The organism is Caballeronia sp. LZ029, from assembly GCF_031451275.1.
GTDB classification, from domain to species: domain Bacteria; phylum Pseudomonadota; class Gammaproteobacteria; order Burkholderiales; family Burkholderiaceae; genus Caballeronia; species Caballeronia jiangsuensis.
Map to the genome: position 1 here is coordinate 289,532 of NZ_JARUXO010000002.1, position 20,175 is coordinate 309,706.

The 20,175-nt window shown below is 64.0% G+C and carries 17 protein-coding genes; 4 read left to right on the forward strand and 13 right to left on the reverse strand.

Features of this window, described 5'->3' with window-relative positions:
* Positions 1-3: 3 nt before the first annotated feature.
* Genes QCE73_RS16325 through QCE73_RS16340 form a run of 4 tightly spaced genes read right to left on the reverse strand, consistent with a single transcriptional unit; the run spans position 4 to position 5,048 of the window.
* Positions 4-1,800 (reverse strand): IlvD/Edd family dehydratase, encoded by a 1,797-nt coding sequence (locus tag QCE73_RS16325; RefSeq protein WP_309882327.1) that lies wholly within the window; start codon positions 1,798-1,800, stop codon positions 4-6.
* Between the two features lie 19 nt (positions 1,801-1,819).
* On the reverse strand, positions 1,820-3,154 hold the full coding sequence (locus QCE73_RS16330) for an aspartate aminotransferase family protein (protein WP_309882328.1): 1,335 nt from the start codon (positions 3,152-3,154) through the stop codon (positions 1,820-1,822).
* 51 nt (positions 3,155-3,205) lie between these two features.
* A complete protein-coding gene (locus tag QCE73_RS16335; RefSeq protein ID WP_309882330.1) occupies positions 3,206-4,333 on the reverse strand; it encodes a branched-chain amino acid ABC transporter substrate-binding protein in 1,128 nt (375 codons plus the stop codon).
* A 13-nt stretch (positions 4,334-4,346) separates the two neighbouring features.
* On the reverse strand, positions 4,347-5,048 hold the full coding sequence (locus tag QCE73_RS16340; RefSeq protein WP_035498087.1) for an HAD family hydrolase: 702 nt from the start codon (positions 5,046-5,048) through the stop codon (positions 4,347-4,349).
* A gap of 243 nt (positions 5,049-5,291) precedes the next feature.
* Between QCE73_RS16340 and QCE73_RS16345 the strand changes: the two genes are divergently transcribed.
* Complete coding sequence (locus tag QCE73_RS16345; RefSeq protein WP_035498086.1) at positions 5,292-6,044, forward strand: TetR/AcrR family transcriptional regulator; 753 nt, start codon at positions 5,292-5,294, stop codon at positions 6,042-6,044.
* A gap of 41 nt (positions 6,045-6,085) precedes the next feature.
* On the opposite strand, the gene QCE73_RS16350 is transcribed toward QCE73_RS16345, so the two are convergent.
* The 7 genes from QCE73_RS16350 to QCE73_RS16380 form a co-directional block, all read right to left on the reverse strand.
* Positions 6,086-7,444: an MFS transporter gene (locus QCE73_RS16350; protein ID WP_404989775.1), complete on the reverse strand. Its 1,359-nt coding sequence runs from the start codon at positions 7,442-7,444 to the stop codon at positions 6,086-6,088.
* Positions 7,445-7,534: 90 nt separating this feature from the next.
* Positions 7,535-9,058: an AMP-binding protein gene (locus QCE73_RS16355; protein ID WP_309882334.1), complete on the reverse strand. Its 1,524-nt coding sequence runs from the start codon at positions 9,056-9,058 to the stop codon at positions 7,535-7,537.
* Positions 9,051-9,518, reverse strand: coding sequence for a (2Fe-2S)-binding protein (locus QCE73_RS16360; protein WP_404989788.1), 468 nt, complete (start codon positions 9,516-9,518; stop codon positions 9,051-9,053). Before QCE73_RS16360 ends, QCE73_RS16355 begins: the two co-directional genes overlap by 8 nt.
* Before the next feature lie 92 nt (positions 9,519-9,610).
* Positions 9,611-10,426, reverse strand: a complete 816-nt coding sequence (locus tag QCE73_RS16365; RefSeq protein WP_309882336.1) for an FAD binding domain-containing protein — start codon at positions 10,424-10,426, stop codon at positions 9,611-9,613.
* Positions 10,423-13,422 (reverse strand): molybdopterin cofactor-binding domain-containing protein, encoded by a 3,000-nt coding sequence (locus tag QCE73_RS16370; RefSeq protein WP_309883131.1) that lies wholly within the window; start codon positions 13,420-13,422, stop codon positions 10,423-10,425. Before QCE73_RS16370 ends, QCE73_RS16365 begins: the two co-directional genes overlap by 4 nt.
* 280 nt (positions 13,423-13,702) lie before the next feature.
* Positions 13,703-14,575: an AraC family transcriptional regulator gene (locus QCE73_RS16375; protein WP_309882338.1), complete on the reverse strand. Its 873-nt coding sequence runs from the start codon at positions 14,573-14,575 to the stop codon at positions 13,703-13,705.
* A 72-nt stretch (positions 14,576-14,647) separates the two neighbouring features.
* Positions 14,648-15,454, reverse strand: a complete 807-nt coding sequence (locus tag QCE73_RS16380) for an enoyl-CoA hydratase/isomerase family protein (RefSeq protein WP_035498079.1) — start codon at positions 15,452-15,454, stop codon at positions 14,648-14,650.
* Positions 15,455-15,564: 110 nt separating this feature from the next.
* Between QCE73_RS16380 and QCE73_RS16385 the strand changes: the two genes are divergently transcribed.
* The 3 genes from QCE73_RS16385 to QCE73_RS16395 are packed head-to-tail and all read left to right on the forward strand — an operon-like array spanning position 15,565 to position 17,391.
* A complete protein-coding gene (locus tag QCE73_RS16385) occupies positions 15,565-16,002 on the forward strand; it encodes a metalloregulator ArsR/SmtB family transcription factor (RefSeq protein WP_309882339.1) in 438 nt (145 codons plus the stop codon).
* Positions 15,980-16,894 carry an SRPBCC domain-containing protein gene (locus tag QCE73_RS16390; protein ID WP_309882340.1) on the forward strand — a complete coding sequence of 305 codons (915 nt, stop codon included), beginning with the start codon at positions 15,980-15,982 and terminating at the stop codon, positions 16,892-16,894. Before QCE73_RS16385 ends, QCE73_RS16390 begins: the two co-directional genes overlap by 23 nt.
* 41 nt (positions 16,895-16,935) lie before the next feature.
* Complete coding sequence (locus QCE73_RS16395) at positions 16,936-17,391, forward strand: RidA family protein (protein ID WP_309882342.1); 456 nt, start codon at positions 16,936-16,938, stop codon at positions 17,389-17,391.
* A 34-nt stretch (positions 17,392-17,425) separates the two neighbouring features.
* On the opposite strand, the gene QCE73_RS16400 is transcribed toward QCE73_RS16395, so the two are convergent.
* A complete protein-coding gene (locus QCE73_RS16400) occupies positions 17,426-18,907 on the reverse strand; it encodes a M81 family metallopeptidase (RefSeq protein ID WP_309882344.1) in 1,482 nt (493 codons plus the stop codon).
* The gene (locus QCE73_RS16405) at positions 18,904-20,175 is read right to left on the reverse strand and encodes a Zn-dependent hydrolase (RefSeq protein WP_309882345.1); all 1,272 of its coding nucleotides are present in this window, start codon (positions 20,173-20,175) and stop codon (positions 18,904-18,906) included. Before QCE73_RS16405 ends, QCE73_RS16400 begins: the two co-directional genes overlap by 4 nt.

Below are 20,175 nucleotides of genomic sequence, written 5' to 3' on the forward strand. Positions count from 1 at the left end.
CCGTCAATGGTTGTCGCGCGCTTCGCCGCGCGCCTCGACGATGTTCAGAAAGAGCGTCGCCGGTTCGAGACACGCGCCGCTGCCCTGCTGCCCGACCATGCTTCGATAGATGGCTTCCCACGGCGTCTGGTTCGCGAGTTCGGGCCGCCTCCATGCGGCACGTCGCGCGGCGAGTTCATCGGCGGATACGAGCAGATCGACACGTCGCACGCCGAGATCGATACGCAGGCGATCGCCGGTCCTGAGCAGCGCGAGCCCGCCGCCCACCGCACTTTCCGGCGACACGTTCAGAATCGACGGACTGCCCGACGTCCCGCTCTGACGGCCATCGCCCATGGTAGGAAGCGTGTCGATGCCGCGCCGGATCAGCGCGGCGGGCGGCTGCATATTGACCACCTCCGCGCCGCCCGGATAACCCACCGGGCCGCAATTGCGCATGACCAGGATCGAGTGTTCGTCGATGTCGAGCGCAGGATCGTCGATGCGCGCGTGATAGTCCTCCGGCCCCTCGAAGACGATTGCCTTCACCTCGAACGCGTCCGGATCGGCGGCGTTCGAGAGAAAGCGCTCGCGAAAGCGCGCGTCGATCACGCTGACTTTCATCACGGCGTTATCGAACAGATTGCCGCTCAGCACGACGTGACCGCCTGCCGACTTCAGCGGTGTATCGAAGGCGCGAATCACCTCGCGGTCAGGCGCCGCGACGCCGGCGAGATTATCGGCGAGCGTGCGTCCCGTCACGGTCATCGCATCGCGATGAAGCCGGCCCGCGTGCAGCAGCTCGCGCATCACGCCAGGCACGCCCCCGGCGCGATGGAACGCCTCGCCGAGAAAGCGTCCGGCCGGCTGGCAATCGACCAGCAACGGAATCTGCGCACCTACGCGCTGCCAGTCATCGAGCGTATGGTCCACGCCGATGTGACGCGCAATCGCGATCATATGGATCGGGCAATTCGACGACGCGCCGATGGCAGCCGCCACCGCGACCGCATTCTCGAACGCCTCGTGGGTCATGATGTCCGATGGCCGCAGGTTCTCCGCAATCATCGAGACGATGCGCCTGCCCGTCTCGTAGGCGAACCATCCGCGCTCGCGGTACGGCGCGGGCACCGACGCGCAACCGGGCAGCGACATGCCGAGCGCCTCGGCGAGCGCGTTCATCGAAAGCGCGGTGCCCATCGAATTGCAATGCCCGGCGGATGGCGCGGACGAAGCCACTTTCTCCATGAACGTGTCGTAGCCGATCTGGCCGGTCGCGAGTTCCTTGCGCGCCTCCCACACGACCGTGCCCGACCCCGCCAGCTTGCCGCGATGCCAGCCGTCGAGCATCGGTCCGCCCGACAGCACGATCGACGGAATGTTGACCGTCGCCGCCGCCATCAGGCAGGCGGGCGTGGTCTTGTCGCAACCGGTCGTGAGCACGACGCCATCGAGCGGATAACCGTGCAGCACTTCGACGAGACCGAGATACGCGAGATTGCGGTCGAGCGCGGCCGTCGGACGCTTGCCGGTTTCCTGGATCGGATGCACGGGAAACTCGAGCGGAATGCCGCCCACGTCGCGAATGCCGTCGCGCACGCGCTTCGCCAGTTCGAGATGATGCCGGTTGCACGGCGCGAGATCCGAGCCGGTCTGCGCAATGCCCACGATCGGCTTGCCCGACTGCAACTCCTCACGCGTGATGCCGAAGTTCATGTAGCGCTCAAGGTAGAGCGCGGTCATGCCGGGATTCGACGGATCGTCGAACCAGCGGCGGCTGCGCAGACGCTTCGGTTCGGCCGGTGACTGAGCGGAATTCAACGATGTCTCCATGAATGATCTAGCGTGCGCGCAACAGCGCTTCATGACGTTCGACGAACGAGGCCACCGCTTGCGCGAAGCGTTCGAGATCGCCTTCGTCGTGCGCGAGCGTCAGCACGATGAAGCCGCGCCGCGCGACATAGCAGCCGCGCTCCAGCATGTGGAAGAAGAACAGGTCCTTGAGCGGCGATTCGCCTTCGATGAAGTCCGCCACCGAATGGATCGGATGCACGCCGGCATGCAGGTTCATCAGCGATCCGATACCGGTGAATTGCATCGCCACGCCGCGCTCGCGGCACAGTCCGTTCAGTCGCGCGCGCAAGCGCTCGCCCTTTTCGCTGAGCGCGGCGGCAGCGCCCGGCGTATAGAGCCGCGACAGACCCGCATGACCCGCCGACATCGACAGCACGTTGTTGTTGAAGGTGCCCGCGTGCGGCGTCGCGCCGGGCCTGCGCGGATCGAATTGCGCCATCACGTCCGCCCGGCCGCCGAACGCGCCGAACGACATGCCGCCGCCGATGTACTTGCCGAACGTCGTGAGGTCGGGCCTGATCCCGAGCAGCGCCTGCCGCCCGCCGCCCGACAGCCGCGAGGTCACGACTTCATCGAAGATCAGCAACGCGCCATGACGCTGCGTGAGATCGCGCAGGCCTTCGAGAAAAGCCGGTTCGCCGACGATGCATCCGCCCGCGACCTGCATCGGTTCGACGATGACGGCGGCGATCTCGTCGCCATGCGCGGCGAAGATTCGTTGCGCGCCGGCCAGATCGTTGTACGACGCGACGATGAACTCGTGCGGCACGTTCACGGGACTGTTGCCGCTGCCGAAGGTCAGCACGCCACCGTGATAACCGCCCGTGAACGCGACGACTTTCCTGCGCCCCGTGAAGATGAGCGATGCCGCGATGGCCATCAGGTTCGATTCGGTTCCCGAGTTCGTGAAGCGCAAGGACTCGACCGATTCGAAGCGTTCGCGCAACAGGCGCGCGAGCGGCACTTCCAGCGTGTTGTGACCCGTCAGGTTCAGGCCGTTGTCGAGCGCTTCGACGATCGCCGCGCGTATCACCGGATGGCTGTGGCCGTACATCGCCGTCGTGTATTCGGCGAGGAAATCGGTATAGGCGTGGCCGTCGAGATCCCACAGGCGCTTGCCTTCGCCGCGTGCGATCGTCAGCGGGAACGGCTTGTAGAACAGCACCGAGCGCGTGTTGCCGCCGGGCATGACAGCGAGCGCATCGAGATGAGCGGCGGCGCTCTTCGGGTTCGCTTCCGCGAACACGCCGGCGGCACGCTCCGCGGCGTGGCCGAGCCCTTCCACGTCGAGTCGTGGCGATACTGCGTTTTCAGTGGACATACGCTTCCTGGATTGTTCGAGGTTCGTTCATGATCTGTATTCGTCCCGCGTTCAATCGACCGGCACGATCGATCCGCCCGCCGACCAGTACAGCGTCATCGGCGCCTTGATCCATTCGCCGCGCTGATCGAACCGCACCTGACCGAACAGCGTATTGAAGGTGGTCTGATGCAGCGTCTTGTCGAGCGCTTCCGGAGACAGCGACTGCGCCGACGAGATCGCGTCGCCGATCATCATCGTCGCCGCATAGAACGACGGTCCCTTCTGATCCGGATTCACGCCGTAAGCGGCCTTGAAGCGCGTCTCGAAACGCTTGCCTTCGGGCAATGCGCCGAGCGGCGTGCCGCCCTGCGGACAGTACATTTTCTTGTCGAGCGCGCCGTCCGCGAGACGCGGAAACTCGCCGACGCACAGACCGTCGCCGCCCATCAATACGCCGCTGACCGCGAGATCGCGCATCTGCCGGGCGAGATAGGCAGCCTGACCGTAGTAGCCGCCGTAGAAGATGCCGTCCGGTTTCGCCGGCTTGATCTTCGACAGCACGGCCTTGAAGTCCACCGTGTGATCGGTCGAGTACTCGCGCGTCACGATGTCGATGCCGAGCTTCTTCGCCGTGGCGACGAACACATCCGCGACGCCGGAGCCATAAGCGGTGCGATCGTCGATCACGGCGACACGCTTCAGATGCAGCGTATTGGCCGCGTAATCGGCCATCCTCGCGCCGAGCACGTTGTCGTCGGTGGTGAGGCGAAACACATACGGATAGCCCGGAACGGTCAACGCCGGGTTCGACGCCGCGGGCGTGATCATGATCACCTTGGCATCGTTGTAGATCTTCGACGCGGGAATCGTCACGCCCGAATTCCAGTGACCGATGACCGCGATCACCCCGCTGTCCACGAGCTTTTGCGCGGCGGTCACGCCGGCTTTCGGGTCCGACTCGTCGTCCACCGAAATGAGCTCGAACCTGAGCGGCTGGCCGCCGAGCGTCATATGTTTCGCGTTCAGGTCATCGATCGCCAGCCTGGCGCCGCGTTCGTTGTCCTTGCCGCTTGCGGCCTGCGAGCCCGTCAACGGTCCTGCCACGCCGATCTTCACGAGCGTGTCCGCATGGACGGCCGGCGCCGCGCACGCCACGCTCAGACATAGAACGAGGGTCTTGATTGCTGCTATTTGCATGATCGTGCTCCTGTCACCGGTCGATGAGACGTTCCAGCACGCCGCGCACCGGTTCGAGCGTGGCGAATTCGTGATCCGGACGCGCCTGCCAGTCGCCCAGACGCTCGTTGCCGCGATTGATCCACGCGACCCGGATGCCGAGCGGTTTCGCGCCGTCGATGTCCGCCCAGGTGCCGATCGAGCAATGGAAGATCTCGTCGGCATTCAGGCCGAGCGTCGCGAGCCCGGTCTTGAAGATCGTCTCGGAAGGCTTGTAGGCCCGCGCCATCTCGGCCGTCGTCACCTGCGGGAAGTAGCGCACGAGGCGGCTGCGTTTCCATAGGTCCGTATCCATGTTCGTGATGGGCATCAGCGCGAAATGTTCACGGGCCCAGTCGAGGAATGCGACGGCGTCGTCGAAAGGCGGCGAGGACTCCACCAGATGCGTAAGCAGCAGCTCGGTCAGCGCCGCCATGTCCTGGCCATCGGTGCATCCCTCCGCAAGCGCTTCCAGACAACCCGTGAGCGCATGCTGCGCGACCACGCGATAACGCATATACGCGTGGCTTCGGTAGGTCTGCACCGCGCGCATGTCCCAGTCGAGATAGACATCGGCGGCGGACTTCGCCGGATCGAGAGAGAGCTGCTGGAGCACCGCTTCGATGCCGCGTATGCCTCCCGTCGTCACGTCTACGAGCGTGCCGAAGTAGTCGAAGGTAAGCGCCTTGGGCTTCATGGATCGGTCCTTTATGTAGTATGACTAATCAAAACGAATGTCGCGGCGCTCGCATGAGCGTCGCCCTCTCCGGACAGAAAACGGGTTCGCCCGCGATGTCCGTGCCGTCGATTTGCATTTACTGTACGCCGTACAATTAAATCGTGCAAGCGAGCGAATTGCCGGGTTTTCCCGCACCTGTCGCATGTCGCCACCGATTGCAGTAGAGTGACGCTCGGTCGAACTCAAACTCGGGAAGTCACGTTGAGGAAAAAGGAAGAGGCAGCGCCGGAAAAGAAGCGACGGGGCCGCTCCGCGCGCGACCAGGGGCTTTCGCGGGAACGCGTCGTGGAGGCGGCGCTCGCGCTGATCGACGCAAAGGGTTATGCAAACTTCAGCCTGCGCGATGTGGCGCGGGAGCTCGGCGTCTATCCGACCGCCATCTACTGGTATGTCACGAGCCGCGACGAACTGCTGGTCGAGGTCATCACGCGCGCGCTAGGCGATCTCATTCCCGGGCCGCTTCCCGCCGGGCGCTGGCGCGACTGGCTGAAAGAACTGTTTCATCGCTACCGTCGCGCGGTCGCGCGGCATCCGAACGTCGCGCCGCTGCTCGGTTCGCAGATCATCTCGAACGCCAGTATGAATCCGGTGATGGTCGAGGCGGTGCTCCGGACGCTGTTGTCCGCGGGCTTCAAATCGGAGGAACTGATTCACGTCTATAACACCGTGATCACCGCGATGGTCGGATTCGTCACGCTCGAATTCGCGGGCCACGGCGCCGACGAGCGCGACGAATGGGAGGACAGGCTGCGCGTGCGCTTCGAGGAGCTTGACCGTGATGAGTTTCCGCTGTTGACCGCGAACATGACGCGCATGTCGAATCAGGCGTTCATCGTGCGATGGAAGGGAGGAACGAATCGCGCGCTCGAACAGAGCTTCGATCGATATATCGATGTCGTACTGGATGGATTGCAGAGGCAACTGGCGGGCGATGCCGATACGCAGAAGCAATGAACCCGACTGCCGCGCAATCCGCGGCAATCGGGTCGAATCGTTCAGTCCTCTTCGTTCAGACGACCCATCGTTTCAGGCACGATGAACGCGCCGATGAGGAACAGGACGCTGATTACGACGAGCGCGACCGCGAGCACGACCGGCAAATCGACGGGCGACTTCGCGACCACGGAAACGACCGTCGGCATGATGCCGCCCACTGCAAAGCCCAGATTCCACGACAATCCCGTTCCCGATGCGCGTATCGCGGTAGGAAAGCGTTCGTTCAGGAATATGAGGATCGGCGCATAGCCTGCGCTGCCGAGCGCGCTCAACACGATCGCATAGAAGCCGATGAGCCACACGCCGTCCGCATGCGGCATCGCGAGATAGAGCAGCGGAAAGCAGATCAGACGCGCGACGCCGAGCCAGATGAAGCTGCGTTTGCGTCCGATCAGCGTGCTCAGATGTCCCGCCGCCGTCGATGCGATCACCACGGCGACGCTCGACCACATCAGAATCCATCCCGCGCTCGTCGCTGAAGTATGCGTGACGACCTTGAGGAACGTCGGCAAGTATCCCGACGTCAGGTAATAGCCGCTGCCTCCACCGACGGTCAGCAACAGGTTCACGAAGAGGATCGAGCGATACTTCTTCGAGAACAAGACGCGCAACGGCGAAGCGACCGGCCCTTCCTGCGCGGCGCCTTTCGCGCGCGCGGCTGCCTTCTTTCGTGCGGCGAGCTCGGCCCACAGCGGCGATTCCTCGAGCCTGTTGAAGACGAACACGCCGAGCACGGAACTCACGATGCCCGCGAAGAACATGCAGCGCCAGCCCCACACCTCGAACGCCGCACCCGGAAAGATCGCGGTCGTCGCCAGATAGACGAGCGATGCGAGCAACGCGCCAAGTCCCGCGCCACCGCCGCCGACGAACCCGGACACCGCACCGCGCCACTTGAGACTGACCGTCTCCGTCCCGATCGTATGCGTCGATGCAACCACGCCTCCGACGAACACGCCCTGCACGAGACGCAGCAAGAGGAACAGCGCGGGCGCGACGATGCCTACCTGTGCAACAGTCGGCAACATGCCGAATGCGGCCGTGGAAACGCCCACGCCGACGACGGACACCACCATTGCGCGCTTGCGTCCGTGTTGATCGGCAAAGGAACCGAAGATCGCGGAGCCGAGCGGCCTCATCAACAACGTGACGGCGAACGATGCATAAACAGCCGCGAGCGAAAGCATCGGATTGGACGACGGAAAGAACAGATGCCCCACCACCGGTGCCACAAACAACACGACGAACAGGTCGAACAGATCGAGCGCCCATCCGAGGCACGATGCCATCACGGCGACCGCCACCTGACTTCCCTTCACATCTTGCGCGACTTCATCGCGCCGGTATACTTCGTCCATTTCCGATCTCCATGTCCAATTTTTAATTTGGATACCTATCTGTATGATTTTTACGTCTCGCCTGCCGGGACAACTCGCGACGGTCGTTTCCTAACGCTCCGGTTCGTATTCGCCGCTCGAAAGCTTGCGTCGCAGTATCTTTCCGACGGGCGATTTCGGTATCTGATCGACAAACACGTATTCACGCGGACGCTTGAAGTTCACGAGGTCCGAGGTGCGGCAAAACTCGTCGAGCGCGCGCTCGTCGACGTGATGCGATCGCTTGACGAACGCGACTACTTTCTGGCCCCAGCGCTCGTCCTTCACGCCCGCCACGGCCACTTCATCGACGGCGGGATGCAGCGACAGTACCGATTCGATATCGACCGGCGATATGTTCTCGCCGCCGCTGATGATCATGTCGTCGACGCGGCCGGTGACGTAGAGATCGCCGTCCGCATCCAGGTAGCCGGTATCGCCGGTGAAGTACCAGCCCTCGCGTAACGACTTCGTGTTCGCATCGGGACGGTTCCAATAGCCTTCGAAGGCTTCATCGCCGAGCAGTTCGACGATGATCTGGCCTTCCTCGCCGCGCGATGCAAGCTGTCCGGGCGATGCAGCGTCGAGCTTCACGACGCGCAGGCGCGTGTTGAGGCCCGCGCGTCCCGCGCTGCCGGGTTTCTTCGTCGCGTCCTGATCGATGCTGAACGTGTACACCTCGGACGAGCCGTAGTGATTCACGAAGAGCTCGGGCTCGAACGCGGTCGAGCAGCGCTTGAGCAGGCCGTCGTTCATCGGCGCACCCGCGAATCCCAGCTTCGTGACGGAACGCGTGCGCGCGCTCGAAAAGCCGGGCGCGGCGAGCAGGTCGTGATATAGCGTCGGCACCAGATAGAGGCAGGTCAGCGCATGCGCTTCGATCGAGTCGAGCGCGAGTTGCGCATTCCATCGCCGCACGCAGACGAAAAGTCCGTCGACGAGCGCCATCGCGAGCAGCGAGCGCACGCCCATCGTGTGATAGAGGGGCATCACGCCGAGCGTGCGTTCGCCGTGCCGATAGAGATTCTGCGCGACATGCGCGAGCGCGGCGGCTCGCTCATGCCGGTGCCTGCGCGGCACGCCCTTGCCCATGCCGGTCGTGCCGGAGGTGTAGAGCATCACCGAGTAGTCGTCCGCCGACGCTTCCGTGGCAAGCTGCGCAGGCGCGCGCGCTCGAAGCACATCGAACGCATGTGTCGCACCTTCGACGTCGTCGAGACCGATGCGCGCGATATCCTGCGCCGCCGCGCTCTGCGTCACGGCTTGCGCGCAAACGCCTTCATAGACGATCGCGCGCGCGCCGGCATCGGTCACGCTGTAGTTGAGCTCCTCGGGCTTGATGCGCCAGTTCAACGGCACGATGACGATGCCCGTGAACTGACACGCCCAGTGCAGCGTCGCCATCTCCCAGCGATTCTGCAGCGCGACCAGCAGACGATCGCCGCGCGTCAGGCCGAGCGACTGGAAACCTGTCGCGACCCTGGCGATTTCGTCGAACCATTGCGCATAGGTGAACGCGATATCGCCGTCGATAAGCGCGGGCGCATGCGGGCTGCGCTCCACCGATTGCATGAACGTGCGGCCGAGATCAAACATGGCTCGCCTCCTCTTCACGCGAATGCGCCTGCCGCCGCTTCGCCACGTCGAGCACCGCCGCGACGATCGGCGTATAGCCCGTACATCGGCACAGGTGGCCGGACAACATCTCGCGCACCTCGTGCTCATCGGGATTCGGCACGCGCTCCAGGAAGTCCGTGCACGACATCAGGATGCCCGCCGTGCAAAAGCCGCACTGCAACGCATGATGACGCGCGAACGCTTCCTGTAGATCGCCGAGTGTCTGCGCCGACGCGGACAGTCCATCCACGGTGTCGATGCGCCGTCCGTCCGCCTGCACCGCGAGCATGAGGCACGAACGCGCCGCGACGCCATCGACGAGCACCGTGCACGCGCCGCACACGCCGTGCTCGCACCCGACATGCGTGCCGGTCGCGCCCAGCTCGTGACGCAGGAAATCGGACAGCAGCTCGCGTGTTTCGCATGCGCCGCGACGCATGACGCCGTTAAGCTCCAGCGTCACGGCGCATGACGTGTCTTCTGAGAGCGCGAAGCGCAATGCATCGCCGGAACCTGCATGTTGGGTCTTTCTCACTTCGCCTCCTGTATGACTTGCCATCCGAGCTGGCGCACGAGATGACGTCGATATGACGCGCTGACATTCGCGTCGTCGCGCGCGCCGAGCTTCCAACTGAAATCGTTCAGTGCGCCGCGCAGATCGTCGCCTTCTAGGCGCGGCAGGCACTCGAGCACGGGCCTGTCGGCGACGCCGCCCACGCCGATGCGGATCGAATCGTCCGTGACGAGCGCCGCGCACGAGACCAGCGCGAAATCGCCATGACGCGCCGAGAATTCCGTGAAGCCGAAGCGTTGTCCGGGCGTCTTCAGCGGAAAGCGCACGGACTCGACGAGTTCGTCCGGCTCGCGTGCGGTCATCAACATGCCCTGAAAGAAATCGGCCGCGCCCAAGGTGCGCTTGCGCTTCGCGGAACGCAGCGTGACGTCGCCGCCGAGCGTGAGCAGCGCGAGCGGAAGCTCCGCGCTCGGATCCGCATGCGCGATGGAGCCGCATACGGTGCCGCGATTCCTGATCTGAAAATGCGAAATATGGGGGAACGTCATGCGCAGGAGCGGCACTTCATCGTCGAGCGTCTTGCGCCATTCGACGCTGCCTTGCGTCGCCGCCGCGCCCACGACGAGATGTCCCGACTCCACGCGCACCGTGTTCAGTTCCGCGGTGCGCGAAATGTCGATGAGCCAGCGCGGCTGCGCCAGCCGCATGTTGAGCACCGCCATGAGCGACTGGCCGCCCGCGAGCACACGCGCGTCGGCGCCGGCCTGCGCAAGCGCGTCGAGCGCGTGGCGCGTGTCCTGCGCGCGCAGATAGGCAAACGGTGCTGGCTTCATGACGGCCTCCGCAGTTTCGCGAGCATGCGTCCGAGCCACGATGCATTCGTGCGCACGGCCTTGCCCGATGCCTGTCTGCCAAGCGATTCGAAGAGTTGCCGCAATACCACCTGCGCCGCGCCTTCGAGCATGCGTGCGCCGACCGCCGCGACCTTGCCCGACACCTGCGCTTCGTAGTCGTACGCGAGCAGCGTGCCTTTCGCGGTCGGCTCCAGCCTGACGAGACCTTCGCCCTGCGCGCTGCCGAGCGGCGATATCCCCGCGCCCGCGAGACGTAGGCTACGCGGTGCATCGATGTCGGAGAGACCGATCTTCGCCTCGAAGCGCGCCTTGATCATGCCGACGCCGACCGTCACATCGGCGCGATACTGATTCGGTCCGATGGTCTCCAGCGCATGACAGCCCGGCACGACCTTCGCGAGCGCCTCGGGGTTCATCAAGACCGCGAAGACGGCCTCGGGCGTCGCTTCGAGTTCGACGGTGCCCTGCGCGGTGAGCGCCTTGCCGCCGCCGCTCACCGGCTTCTTCGCCGGCGCGGCTTCGCGATACTCGGGCCGCGACGGCGGCGGATCGTCGATGCCGATCATCGACATCACCTTCGCCGGCGTGAGCGGCAATCGAATGTCCGCCACGCCGAGCGCATCGGCCACTGCATTCGCGATGCAGGGCGGCGTGCTCATGTTGTTGCCTTCGCCGAGTCCCTTCGCGCCGAGCGGCGTAAAAGGCGAAGGCGTTTCCAGATGCACGATGATTGGATCGGGCACCTCGCATGTCGTCGGCATCAGATAGTCGGCGAGCGTGCCCGACTGAAAGCTGCCGTCCGCGCCGTAACGAAACTCTTCCATCAGCGCCGCGCCCAGGCCCTGCGCGAACGCGCCGCGAATCTGGCCATCCGCGAGCGCGGGATTGAGCAGCGTGCCCGCATCGTGCGCGGTCACATAGCGGTCGATGCGCACGCGTCCCGTCGCGCGATCGATCTCGACGCCGCACATGTCGAACGCGAAGCCGTAGCACGCGGAGGTGTTGATGCGATCCTCGTCATCGGGCGGGGTCATGTTGGGCGGATTCCAGAACACGGTTTCGCGCAGCCCCGGCGACTCGCCTTCGGGCAGGAGCGCGGGCGACCAATGCGGCGCGTTGCTCGCGGCGCGTGCGAACGGCAACGCTTTCTCGGGCGCCTGCCGCATGTACACGCGTCCGCCTTCGAAACACACGTCCTGCTCCGTGCAAGAAAACTGCTTCGCGAGAATGCGCGCGAGCTTGTCCTTCACGCGCGTCGCGGCGAGATGCACCGTGCCCGCCACCGCACCGGCGAACCGGCTCGAATAGTTGCCGGCCGCGACCGACCACGCGTCCTTCTGCGTGTCGAACTCGACGTTCACGACGATATCCGCCGGATCGAGACCGAGCACATCCGCGACGACCTGCGCGCACACGGTCATATGCCCTTGCCCCGCCGGCGTCGATGCAATGGTGACGATCACGCCACCCATCAGATCGACGCTCACGGTCGCGCTCGCGATCGCACCGCTTTTCGGACCGGCCTTGCGACGCGCTTCGGCGGGCATGACCGTCGTGATGTAGCCCATGTTCGATACGGACGGCTCGACGATCGCCGCGAAACCGATGCCATACAGGCGCCCTTCGCTGCGCGCGATCTCGCGGCGCGCCTTCAGTTCGTCATGGCCGCCCTGCGACAACGCACGCCGCAGCGCTTCCTGATAGTTGCCCGAATCGAGCAACGCGCCCGCTGCCGCGCGATACGGAAACGCATCGGCCCTGACGAAGTTGCGGCGATAGACATCGAGCACATCGAGCTTCAGTTCGTCCGCGATGCGCTGAATCAGGCGCTCCAGCGAGAAATACACCTGCGGTCCGCCGAAGCCGCGCACGAGTCCGGTCGGCGTTTTCGTCGTCAGCGCGACGCGATTGCGCACGAGCAGGTTCGAAATGTCGTATGCGCCCGTCAGACATCCATGCATGCGATAGAACGTGGCGGGCTCCGGCGCGCGCAGATAGCCGCCGCAATCCTCGATCTGATCGTAGGACAGCGCGGTGATGCGCCCGTCGCGCTCGACGGCGGCTTCGAGCGTCGCGAGGCGCGCGGTCGCGGAAGTCGCCGCGCTCAGATGTTCGAGGCGGTCTTCGACCCACTTCACGGGCGCGCCGCATTTTCTCGACGCGAGGCACATGAGCACGACATAAGGAAACACCGCCTGCTTCACGCCGAAGCTGCCGCCCGAATCGCGCGGCGCCTTGTGACGCAGACGATTGGCGGGCACTTTCAGCGCCATCGACATGACCGCGTGCAACGAGAACGGCCCCATGAAATTCGAGGTCACGTCGTAGCCTTCGTTGCCCGGGAGACATTCCGCGATCACGACGCCGCATTCGATCGGCGCGCACGTGTTGCGCGGATAGTGCGTGGTGATCGACACGCGATGCGGCGCGTTGTCGAACGCCGCTTCCGGCTCGCCATAACGAAAGCTGCGGTCGCTGACCACGTTGCTGCCGATCTTCTCGTGAAGCACCGGCGCATCGTCGGCGATGGCCGCTTCGATCGATACCACTGGCGGTAGCGGCGCGTAGTCCACCTTGACGAGATCGAGCCCGTCCTCGGCGATGGCGCGCGTCTCGCCGATCACCACCGCCACCGGCTCGCCGCTATAACGCGCGCGATCCATCGCGAGCGCCCAGTGCTCCATCGGCGATTTCACGCCGACGACGAACGGCTGCGACCATGCGCGCACATCGTCGCGCGTGAGCACGGCGCGAATGCCCTTGTGCGCGAGCGCGGCGCTCACGTCGATGCTTCTGATCTCCGCATGCGCATAAGGCGAGCGCAGCACGGCGGCGTGCAGCGTGCCTGTCTTGATGGCGATATCGTCGCCATAGCGGCCGCGACCCGTGAGAATCGCGGGGTCTTCGAGGCGTTGCATCGGTCGGCCCACAAACGGGCGAGAGGACGCTTGCGCCTCGTTGCGACCGGAAGCGATCGCGGGCGTCTTGCGTTCCTTCAGGGCGGTGTCGGTATCGGTGTCGCTCACACGTGTCTCCTGCATGGCTGTGCGCGATGTTCAGTAACAGCGGGTCTCGCACTTGCGGCGAGACACATCGCATCGTCGATTCAATGTACTGCCCGACTGCGCAAAATCGCTTACCAAGCGGTCGGGCGAATTACCTTACAGTCCGATGCTTTTCGCGAGGCAAGCCCTGGTGACAGACGCGACAGTGCAGCGCACGCGCGAGATCGCGTGCGCGGGGATGTGTCCACGCTCAGATCTGTACTTGCCTGGAATCCGCTTCGTACAACTGCACCACACGGCGATACTCGCTCGGCGTGATACCCAGGTTCTGCTTGAAGAAGCGCGTGAAATGCGCGGGCGCCGAAAACCCCAGATCGTATGAGATGTCCGTCAGCGAATGCGCGCTCGCGGATAGATCGTTGATCGCCGTTTCCATGCGCAGCACGTTCAGATACACGTTGGGCGTCACGCCCGTGCAGCGATGAAACAGCGCGAAGAAATGCGCACGCGAAAGCCCGCAATGCTCCGCCAGGCGATTCATGTCCGGCTCTGCTCCCGTGTTCTCGCGCAGATACGCGATTGCCTTGCGGATGCGCGGATCGTTCGGACGCCGGCCCGACAACTCCATCTGCCGCGACGACTCGTGCCAGCTTCGGCTCGGATCGATCACCGAAAGGATCAGCTCGAAGAGCAGCCCCTCCAGACGCCCGGCGGCGACGCTGTCCGCCCACCACATCTCCATCGCGAGTTCTTCGGCGCGCTTTTTCGCATGGTTCGACATGCGCACGCACGACTGCGGGAAGAAGCGCGGATGACCGCCGCTCACGAGCGGATGCTGAATGGCGGTCAGCCAGTCCGGCTCGATATACATCGCGAGAATCACCGTGCGCTGCTCGGCATGTTCGATATGACGATACGCGTGCGGCTCCCACGGATTGATCAGCACCGCGGTGTCGCCGGTCAGCGGCTGGAGTTCATCGTGAACGGCGAAGAACGTGTCCGGTCCTGCCGCCTTGATCAGAAGATGGCAGTGATGATGCGCGTGCTGAATGAGCGGCGCATCCATGTCGAGCAGCGCCACTCGTCCAAAACGTCCCTGATAGATCTTGATCGCACTAGACACTCGTTTTGCCTCACTCCATGCCGCTGCCGCTTTGCGCGGCTTATTTTCGGTCGAGTTTAAACCCGCTCCGGCTCAGGAACCCTTGAACGCGGCCCTGCGCTTTTCATGGAACGCTTCCACGCCCTCGCGGAAGTCGTCGGAGCTGCGCAAGCGACTGTAGTTGAGCCCCTCCAGTTCGATGGCGACTGAAAGCGGCGCATCTTCCGTGTCGTTCAGTAGCTTCTTCGCGGTGCGCTGCGCGAGCGGCGAGAACGCGAGCAGTTCGCGCACGAGCGAATCCGTGGCGCTTTCCAGTTCGGCATCGGCGACGAACTCCGTCGCGATGCCCCATTCGTATGCCTGCGATCCCGTGATGCGGCGCGAGCGCATCACGATGTCCTTCGTGCGCCCGATGCCCACCATCTTCTGCAGGCGCGCGGAGCCTCCCGAGCCGGGAATCTGCCCGAGCTTTTGTTCGGGCAGCGCGTAGAGCGTCGTTTCTGTTGCGATGCGGAAATCGCAGGCAAGCGACAGCTCGAAGCCGACGCCGAAGCAATAGCCGCGATTCGCCGCGATGACCGGTTTGCTGCAACGCGCCGGCGACGCGATATTCCACGCGAGCTTCGCCACATGCTCGGGCGATGCCTCGATGAAGCCCTTGATATCGCCGCCGCTGGAAAAATGCTCGCCTTTCGCGCGCACGACGATCACTCGCACGGCGTCGTTGGCGTCGAGCGCTTCGAACGTCAGACGCAATTGCTCGCGCTGATGCATCGACACGATATTGAACGGCGGCCGGTCCAGAACGATGTCGGCGCGCGAATCGGCGGAATTGAAGTCGACGTGAAAGCCGTCGAGTTCGGCGAGCAGCGAATGAGCTGGGTGAGCGAGCTGGGTCATGAATTGTCCTTCGATGAGCGATGCCTGAACGAGATCCGTTGCTTAAGCCACGGTTCAAGTATCCGCGCCTCGCTGACATCCTGCTTACCCCTGATTCCGGCGAGTTACCCATGAGTCTGATTTTGCGCCACGAAAGCCTTCCCTTGCCTGCCTTCGACAGACATGCAATACTGAACCACATGGCTCAGTATTCTGAAAGAACCCGAATCGATGCTTCGTTCGCCGCGCTGGCCGATCCCACCCGGCGCGGCGTGCTGGAGCAGTTGATGCGCGCCGATGCATCCGTCACCGATCTCGCCGAGCGGTTTCACATGACCCTGACCGGTATGAGGAAACACATCGGCATACTGGAGCAGGCGGAACTCGTCACCACGGAGAAAGTGGGGCGCGTGCGGACCTGCCGGCTGGGCTCGCGCCGCCTCGAAGAAGAGTCGGCCTGGATCGAGAACTACCGTCAGACGTGGGCCGCGCGCTTCGACGCGCTGGACAGCGTCATCGAGGAACTCAAACGCAAGGAGAAACGCGATGGTCGCAAGCAGAGAGAATGAGCCCGGCGGCGCGAGCAACCGTACTACGTCGGAGCGAAAGTCCGATCGCGAGATGGTTATCACGCGAATTTTCGACGCCCCGCCGCGGCTCGTGTTCGAAGCGTGGACCACGCCCGAGTTGTTCAGGCAGTGGTGGGTGCCGAAGTCGAGCGGCGCGACACTGCTTTCTTGCGAACAGGATGTCCGTGTCGGCGGCGGCTATCGTCTGGAGTTTGCGCATCCCAGGGCGGCGGCGCCCATGGCGTTCTTCGGCAGATATCTCGAAGTCGTGCCGAATGCCCGCCTCGTCTGGACCAACGAGGAAAGCGAGGACGGCGCCGTCACGACCGTGACCTTCGAGGAGAAGGATGGCAAGACGCTGCTGGTGATGCGCGAGCTCTATCCGTCGAAGGAAGCACTCGACATCGCTATCGAAGGAATGGACGAGGCGATGCCCGAGACGTTCGAACAACTGGATCAATTCCTGATTGCCCGCGGCGCGGGGGCCATGCTCAGTCAAAGCGACGTCTCGACTCGAATCCCGGCACAAGACCTCGTTCGGGCGAGAGCTTTCTACTCGACGAGGCTCGGCCTCGAACCCGTGGAAGAACGGCCTGGCGGCCTGCGCTACAAGTGCGGCAGTGGCTACTTCACACTGTTTCAATCATCCGGTTCGGCCTCTGGCGCACACACGCAAATGGGCTGGGAAGTCGACGACATCGAGGCAACCGTTAGCGAACTGCGACAGAGGGGTGTCACGTTCGAAGAGTACGATCTTCCCGGCCTCAAGACCGTCAACGGGATCGCCGAGATAGACGGGAATTACCCGTCGAAGGGAGCGTCGGGAGAAAGAGGCGCGTGGTTCCGGGATAGCGAGGGCAACCTCCTCGGCATTGGACAGCCGCGCAGATAAGGCGGCACGTTATCGTTTCATCACGTCACTCTGAGTCGAACATGAACGTATCCGAACGCCTTGCACAAGCGGGCCTCGAATTGCCGCCGCCCATCGACCCGCTCGGCTCCTATCGAACGGTCTCCGTTTCGGGGAGTCGACTCTACGTCTCCGGTCTCGGACCCTTCGAGGATGGCAAGCCGATCGTCGGAATAGTCGGCGGCGATATGTCTCTGGAAAGGGCTCAGCACGCAGCACGTCTGACGATGCTCATGATCCTCGCGTGCGTCGATCAGGCATGTGGGCTCGACAACATCGACAGATGCAGCCGGCTGACCGTGTACGTGCGTGCCGATCAGTCGTTCACCCGGCATCCGCAGGTAGCCAATGGCGCCAGCGATCTCTTGCTGACATTGTTTGGGCAAGACAAGCTTCCGGCTCGAAGCGCGCTTGGCGTGTACACGTTGCCGATGGGCATCCCGGTCGAGATCGACAGCATCTTCGAATTGAAGCGATGAAGATGTGCCGAGTCACGCTATATCCCGCCCGCGATCAATACTCGATGCCCGAATCCAGCGGATAGACCGGCCGCTTCAGGTTCTCGAACGAGAAAAGGCCATAGTCGGAGCTCGTGACGCCACGGCTATCGCATTCGACGAGTCCGCCCGAAATCGGCACGAACACCGGGCGGCAATACATGCGCGACTTGAGTATCAGAAACCGCGCGCCACGCGGATCGATACCAACGCTCTCGAACACGCCCAGATCCCACGGTTCGTGCGTCCGCTCCGTGACCAGGATGCGCGCCGCCGGCGTTTCCAGCACGGCGGCGCGACCCATGTACGCGCGTTGTCCCGTGTAGGTCGGGCCGCTGATGATGTACTCGCCATCGGTCAGCGTACGCACGATACCCGTCACTTCGAGCGGCGGCTTTCCGCGCGAAGGCACGCTTGCAAGCTTGTTGCCGATGCCGATCGTGACCGTCGCGCCCTCGCCCGCTTCGAAGAGCGTGGCCACCGCTTCGGGATCGCACAAGGGCCCGACGACAATCCCATCGAGACCTTGCTGCAACGCTTCTTCGAATGCATCGGTCGTGTCGCATGTGCCGCCCGACATGCAGTTGTCGCCGTGATCGAGGAGCAGCACGGGCTTGTCGGTCTCGCGCGCGAGTGCGGCGCCTTCGCGTATCGATAGCGCAAGCGGCGCGCTGCGATACACGAAGTCATCGCGCTCGTCCCAGATCTGCCGCGCGATGCGGTCGGCGACTTCCTGCGCCTTCGCGCGCGCACCGTTCGCCACGACGACGACGCTGATGCAAGGCGCGTCGATATCGGCAAGCGAGAAGCCCGACAGTACCGACACGGCCAGCACGCCATCCTCGCCTTCGACGGCGCGAGCGGCATCGACGGCGCGCTTCATCGCACCCCCGGCGGTCGAACTCCTGAGCGTGTGCGTGAGCAGCGGCGGCTGCGCCCATGCGATCACGGGCTTCGCCTTGCCATGAATGAGATCGAGCAAGAGCCGAGCCGCATGCTCGCCGCTCTCGTACATGTCGACGTGCGGATAAGTCTTGAAGCTCGTTATCACATCCGCGTTGTCGATCATCTTCTGCGTGACGTTCGCGTGCAGATCGAGCGATACGGCGATCGGCGCATGAGGCAGCGCGCGCCGCACGCGTTCGAGCAGATCGCCTTCGCCATCGGACGAGTTTTCCGCGACCATCGCGCCGTGCAGATCGAGCATCACCGCATCGCAACCTGCTGCGGCATCGACGATCGCCTGGCAGATCGCGTCATAAGCCGCAGCGGCCACGCGCCCGCTCGGATTCGCCGATGCCGATATCGGCGTGACGACCTCGGCCTGCTCGCGCCTCGCGGCATCGATGAACGCGGACATCGCCGTGCGCATGCCCGCATTCTCGCGATACGCGTCGTCGCCATAGCACGGGCCTTCGCGCCCAAAGGCCGCGAGCGGCGTCGCGACCGGCGAAAAAGTATTGGTCTCGTGATTCATCCGCGCGATGAGAATCTTCATGCGGTCTCTCCTTCGACGCCTTCGGCAGATGCATTCGCCGCGCGCAGCATCACTTGCAGGAGCACGTTGCAGCCCGCTTCGAGATGATCGGCGCGCGCATCCTCGATTTCATTGTGACTGATGCCGTCCTTGCACGGCACGAAGATCATCGCCGCAGGCGCCACACGCGCGAGATACACGGCGTCATGTCCCGCGCCGCTCACGACATTCATCGAGTTCAGGCCGAGCGCCTGCGCGCTCTCTCGCACCGAAGCAACCAGCGATGCTTCGAACGGCTGCGGCGCGAAGTAGACAACTTCGTCTACCTGTACCGGCAAGCCCGCTTGCGCACACGCGTCGCGCAATGCACGGTCCATCGCGAGGAGCGCGGCATCGTCTGCGGCGCGCAGATCGACGCTCAGCTTCACGCGCCCCGGAATCACGTTGCGCGAATTCGGATGCACGTTCACCCAGCCCACCGTGCCGCGTCCATGCGGCGCGTGATCGAGCGCGATGCGATTGACCGTGCGAATCAGATCGGCGGCGGCCAGCAGCGCATCGCGGCGCAACTCCATCGGCGTCGGGCCCGCGTGCGCTTCCATGCCGTCGATCGTCACGTCGTACCAGCGTTGGCCGAGCGCGCCCTGCACGACGCCGATCACCGTGTCGTTCGCCTCCAGCACCGGCCCCTGCTCGATATGCGCTTCGAAATACGCGCCCACGTCATGCGCCGCAACACGTTCGCCCGCATAACCGATGGATGCGAGCGCATCGCGCACCGATACGCCTTCGCGATCCGTCTGCGCCAGCGCATGATCGAGCGTGAATGCGCCCGCGAACACGCCCGATCCCATCATCACCGGCACGAAACGCGAGCCTTCCTCATTGGTCCATACAGCGACTTCGAGCGGCGCTATCGTGCGCACGTTGTTGTCGTTCAGCGTGCGCAAGACTTCGAGGCCCGCCAGAACGCCGTAGTTGCCGTCGAACTTGCCGCCGGTCGGTTGCGTATCGATGTGGCTGCCCGTCATCACGGGCGGCAGATCGTCGCGCGTGCCCGCGCGGCGCGCGAAGATATTGCCGATCGCATCCACGTGCACCGTGCAGCCGATATCCTTCGCCCATGCGACGAAAAGATCGCGGCCTTGCTTGTCGAGCGGGGTAAGCGCCAGTCGACATACGCCGCCCTTTGGCGTCGCGCCGATGCGCGCGAGTTCCATCAGGCTGTTCCAGAGACGCGCACCGTCGATGCGCAAGCCGGCCAGCGCCGGCAGATCATGAGCTTGCAT

Coding starts and splice junctions, on each gene's coding strand:
- QCE73_RS16330 (WP_309882328.1), bottom strand. CDS start 3,154: ATGTCCACTGAAAACGCAGTATCGCCACGACTCGACGTGGAAGGGCTC.
- QCE73_RS16335 (WP_309882330.1), bottom strand. CDS start 4,333: ATGCAAATAGCAGCAATCAAGACCCTCGTTCTATGTCTGAGCGTGGCG.
- QCE73_RS16340 (WP_035498087.1), bottom strand. CDS start 5,048: ATGAAGCCCAAGGCGCTTACCTTCGACTACTTCGGCACGCTCGTAGAC.
- QCE73_RS16350 (WP_404989775.1), bottom strand. CDS start 7,444: ATGGACGAAGTATACCGGCGCGATGAAGTCGCGCAAGATGTGAAGGGA.
- QCE73_RS16355 (WP_309882334.1), bottom strand. CDS start 9,058: ATGTTTGATCTCGGCCGCACGTTCATGCAATCGGTGGAGCGCAGCCCG.
- QCE73_RS16360 (WP_404989788.1), bottom strand. CDS start 9,518: ATGCGTCGCGGCGCATGCGAAACACGCGAGCTGCTGTCCGATTTCCTG.
- QCE73_RS16365 (WP_309882336.1), bottom strand. CDS start 10,426: ATGAAGCCAGCACCGTTTGCCTATCTGCGCGCGCAGGACACGCGCCAC.
- QCE73_RS16380 (WP_035498079.1), bottom strand. CDS start 15,454: ATGACCCAGCTCGCTCACCCAGCTCATTCGCTGCTCGCCGAACTCGAC.
- QCE73_RS16385 (WP_309882339.1), top strand. CDS start 15,565: ATGAGTCTGATTTTGCGCCACGAAAGCCTTCCCTTGCCTGCCTTCGAC.
- QCE73_RS16390 (WP_309882340.1), top strand. CDS start 15,980: ATGGTCGCAAGCAGAGAGAATGAGCCCGGCGGCGCGAGCAACCGTACT.
- QCE73_RS16395 (WP_309882342.1), top strand. CDS start 16,936: ATGAACGTATCCGAACGCCTTGCACAAGCGGGCCTCGAATTGCCGCCG.
- QCE73_RS16400 (WP_309882344.1), bottom strand. CDS start 18,907: ATGAAGATTCTCATCGCGCGGATGAATCACGAGACCAATACTTTTTCG.
- QCE73_RS16405 (WP_309882345.1), bottom strand. CDS start 20,175: ATGCAAGCTCATGATCTGCCGGCGCTGGCCGGCTTGCGCATCGACGGT.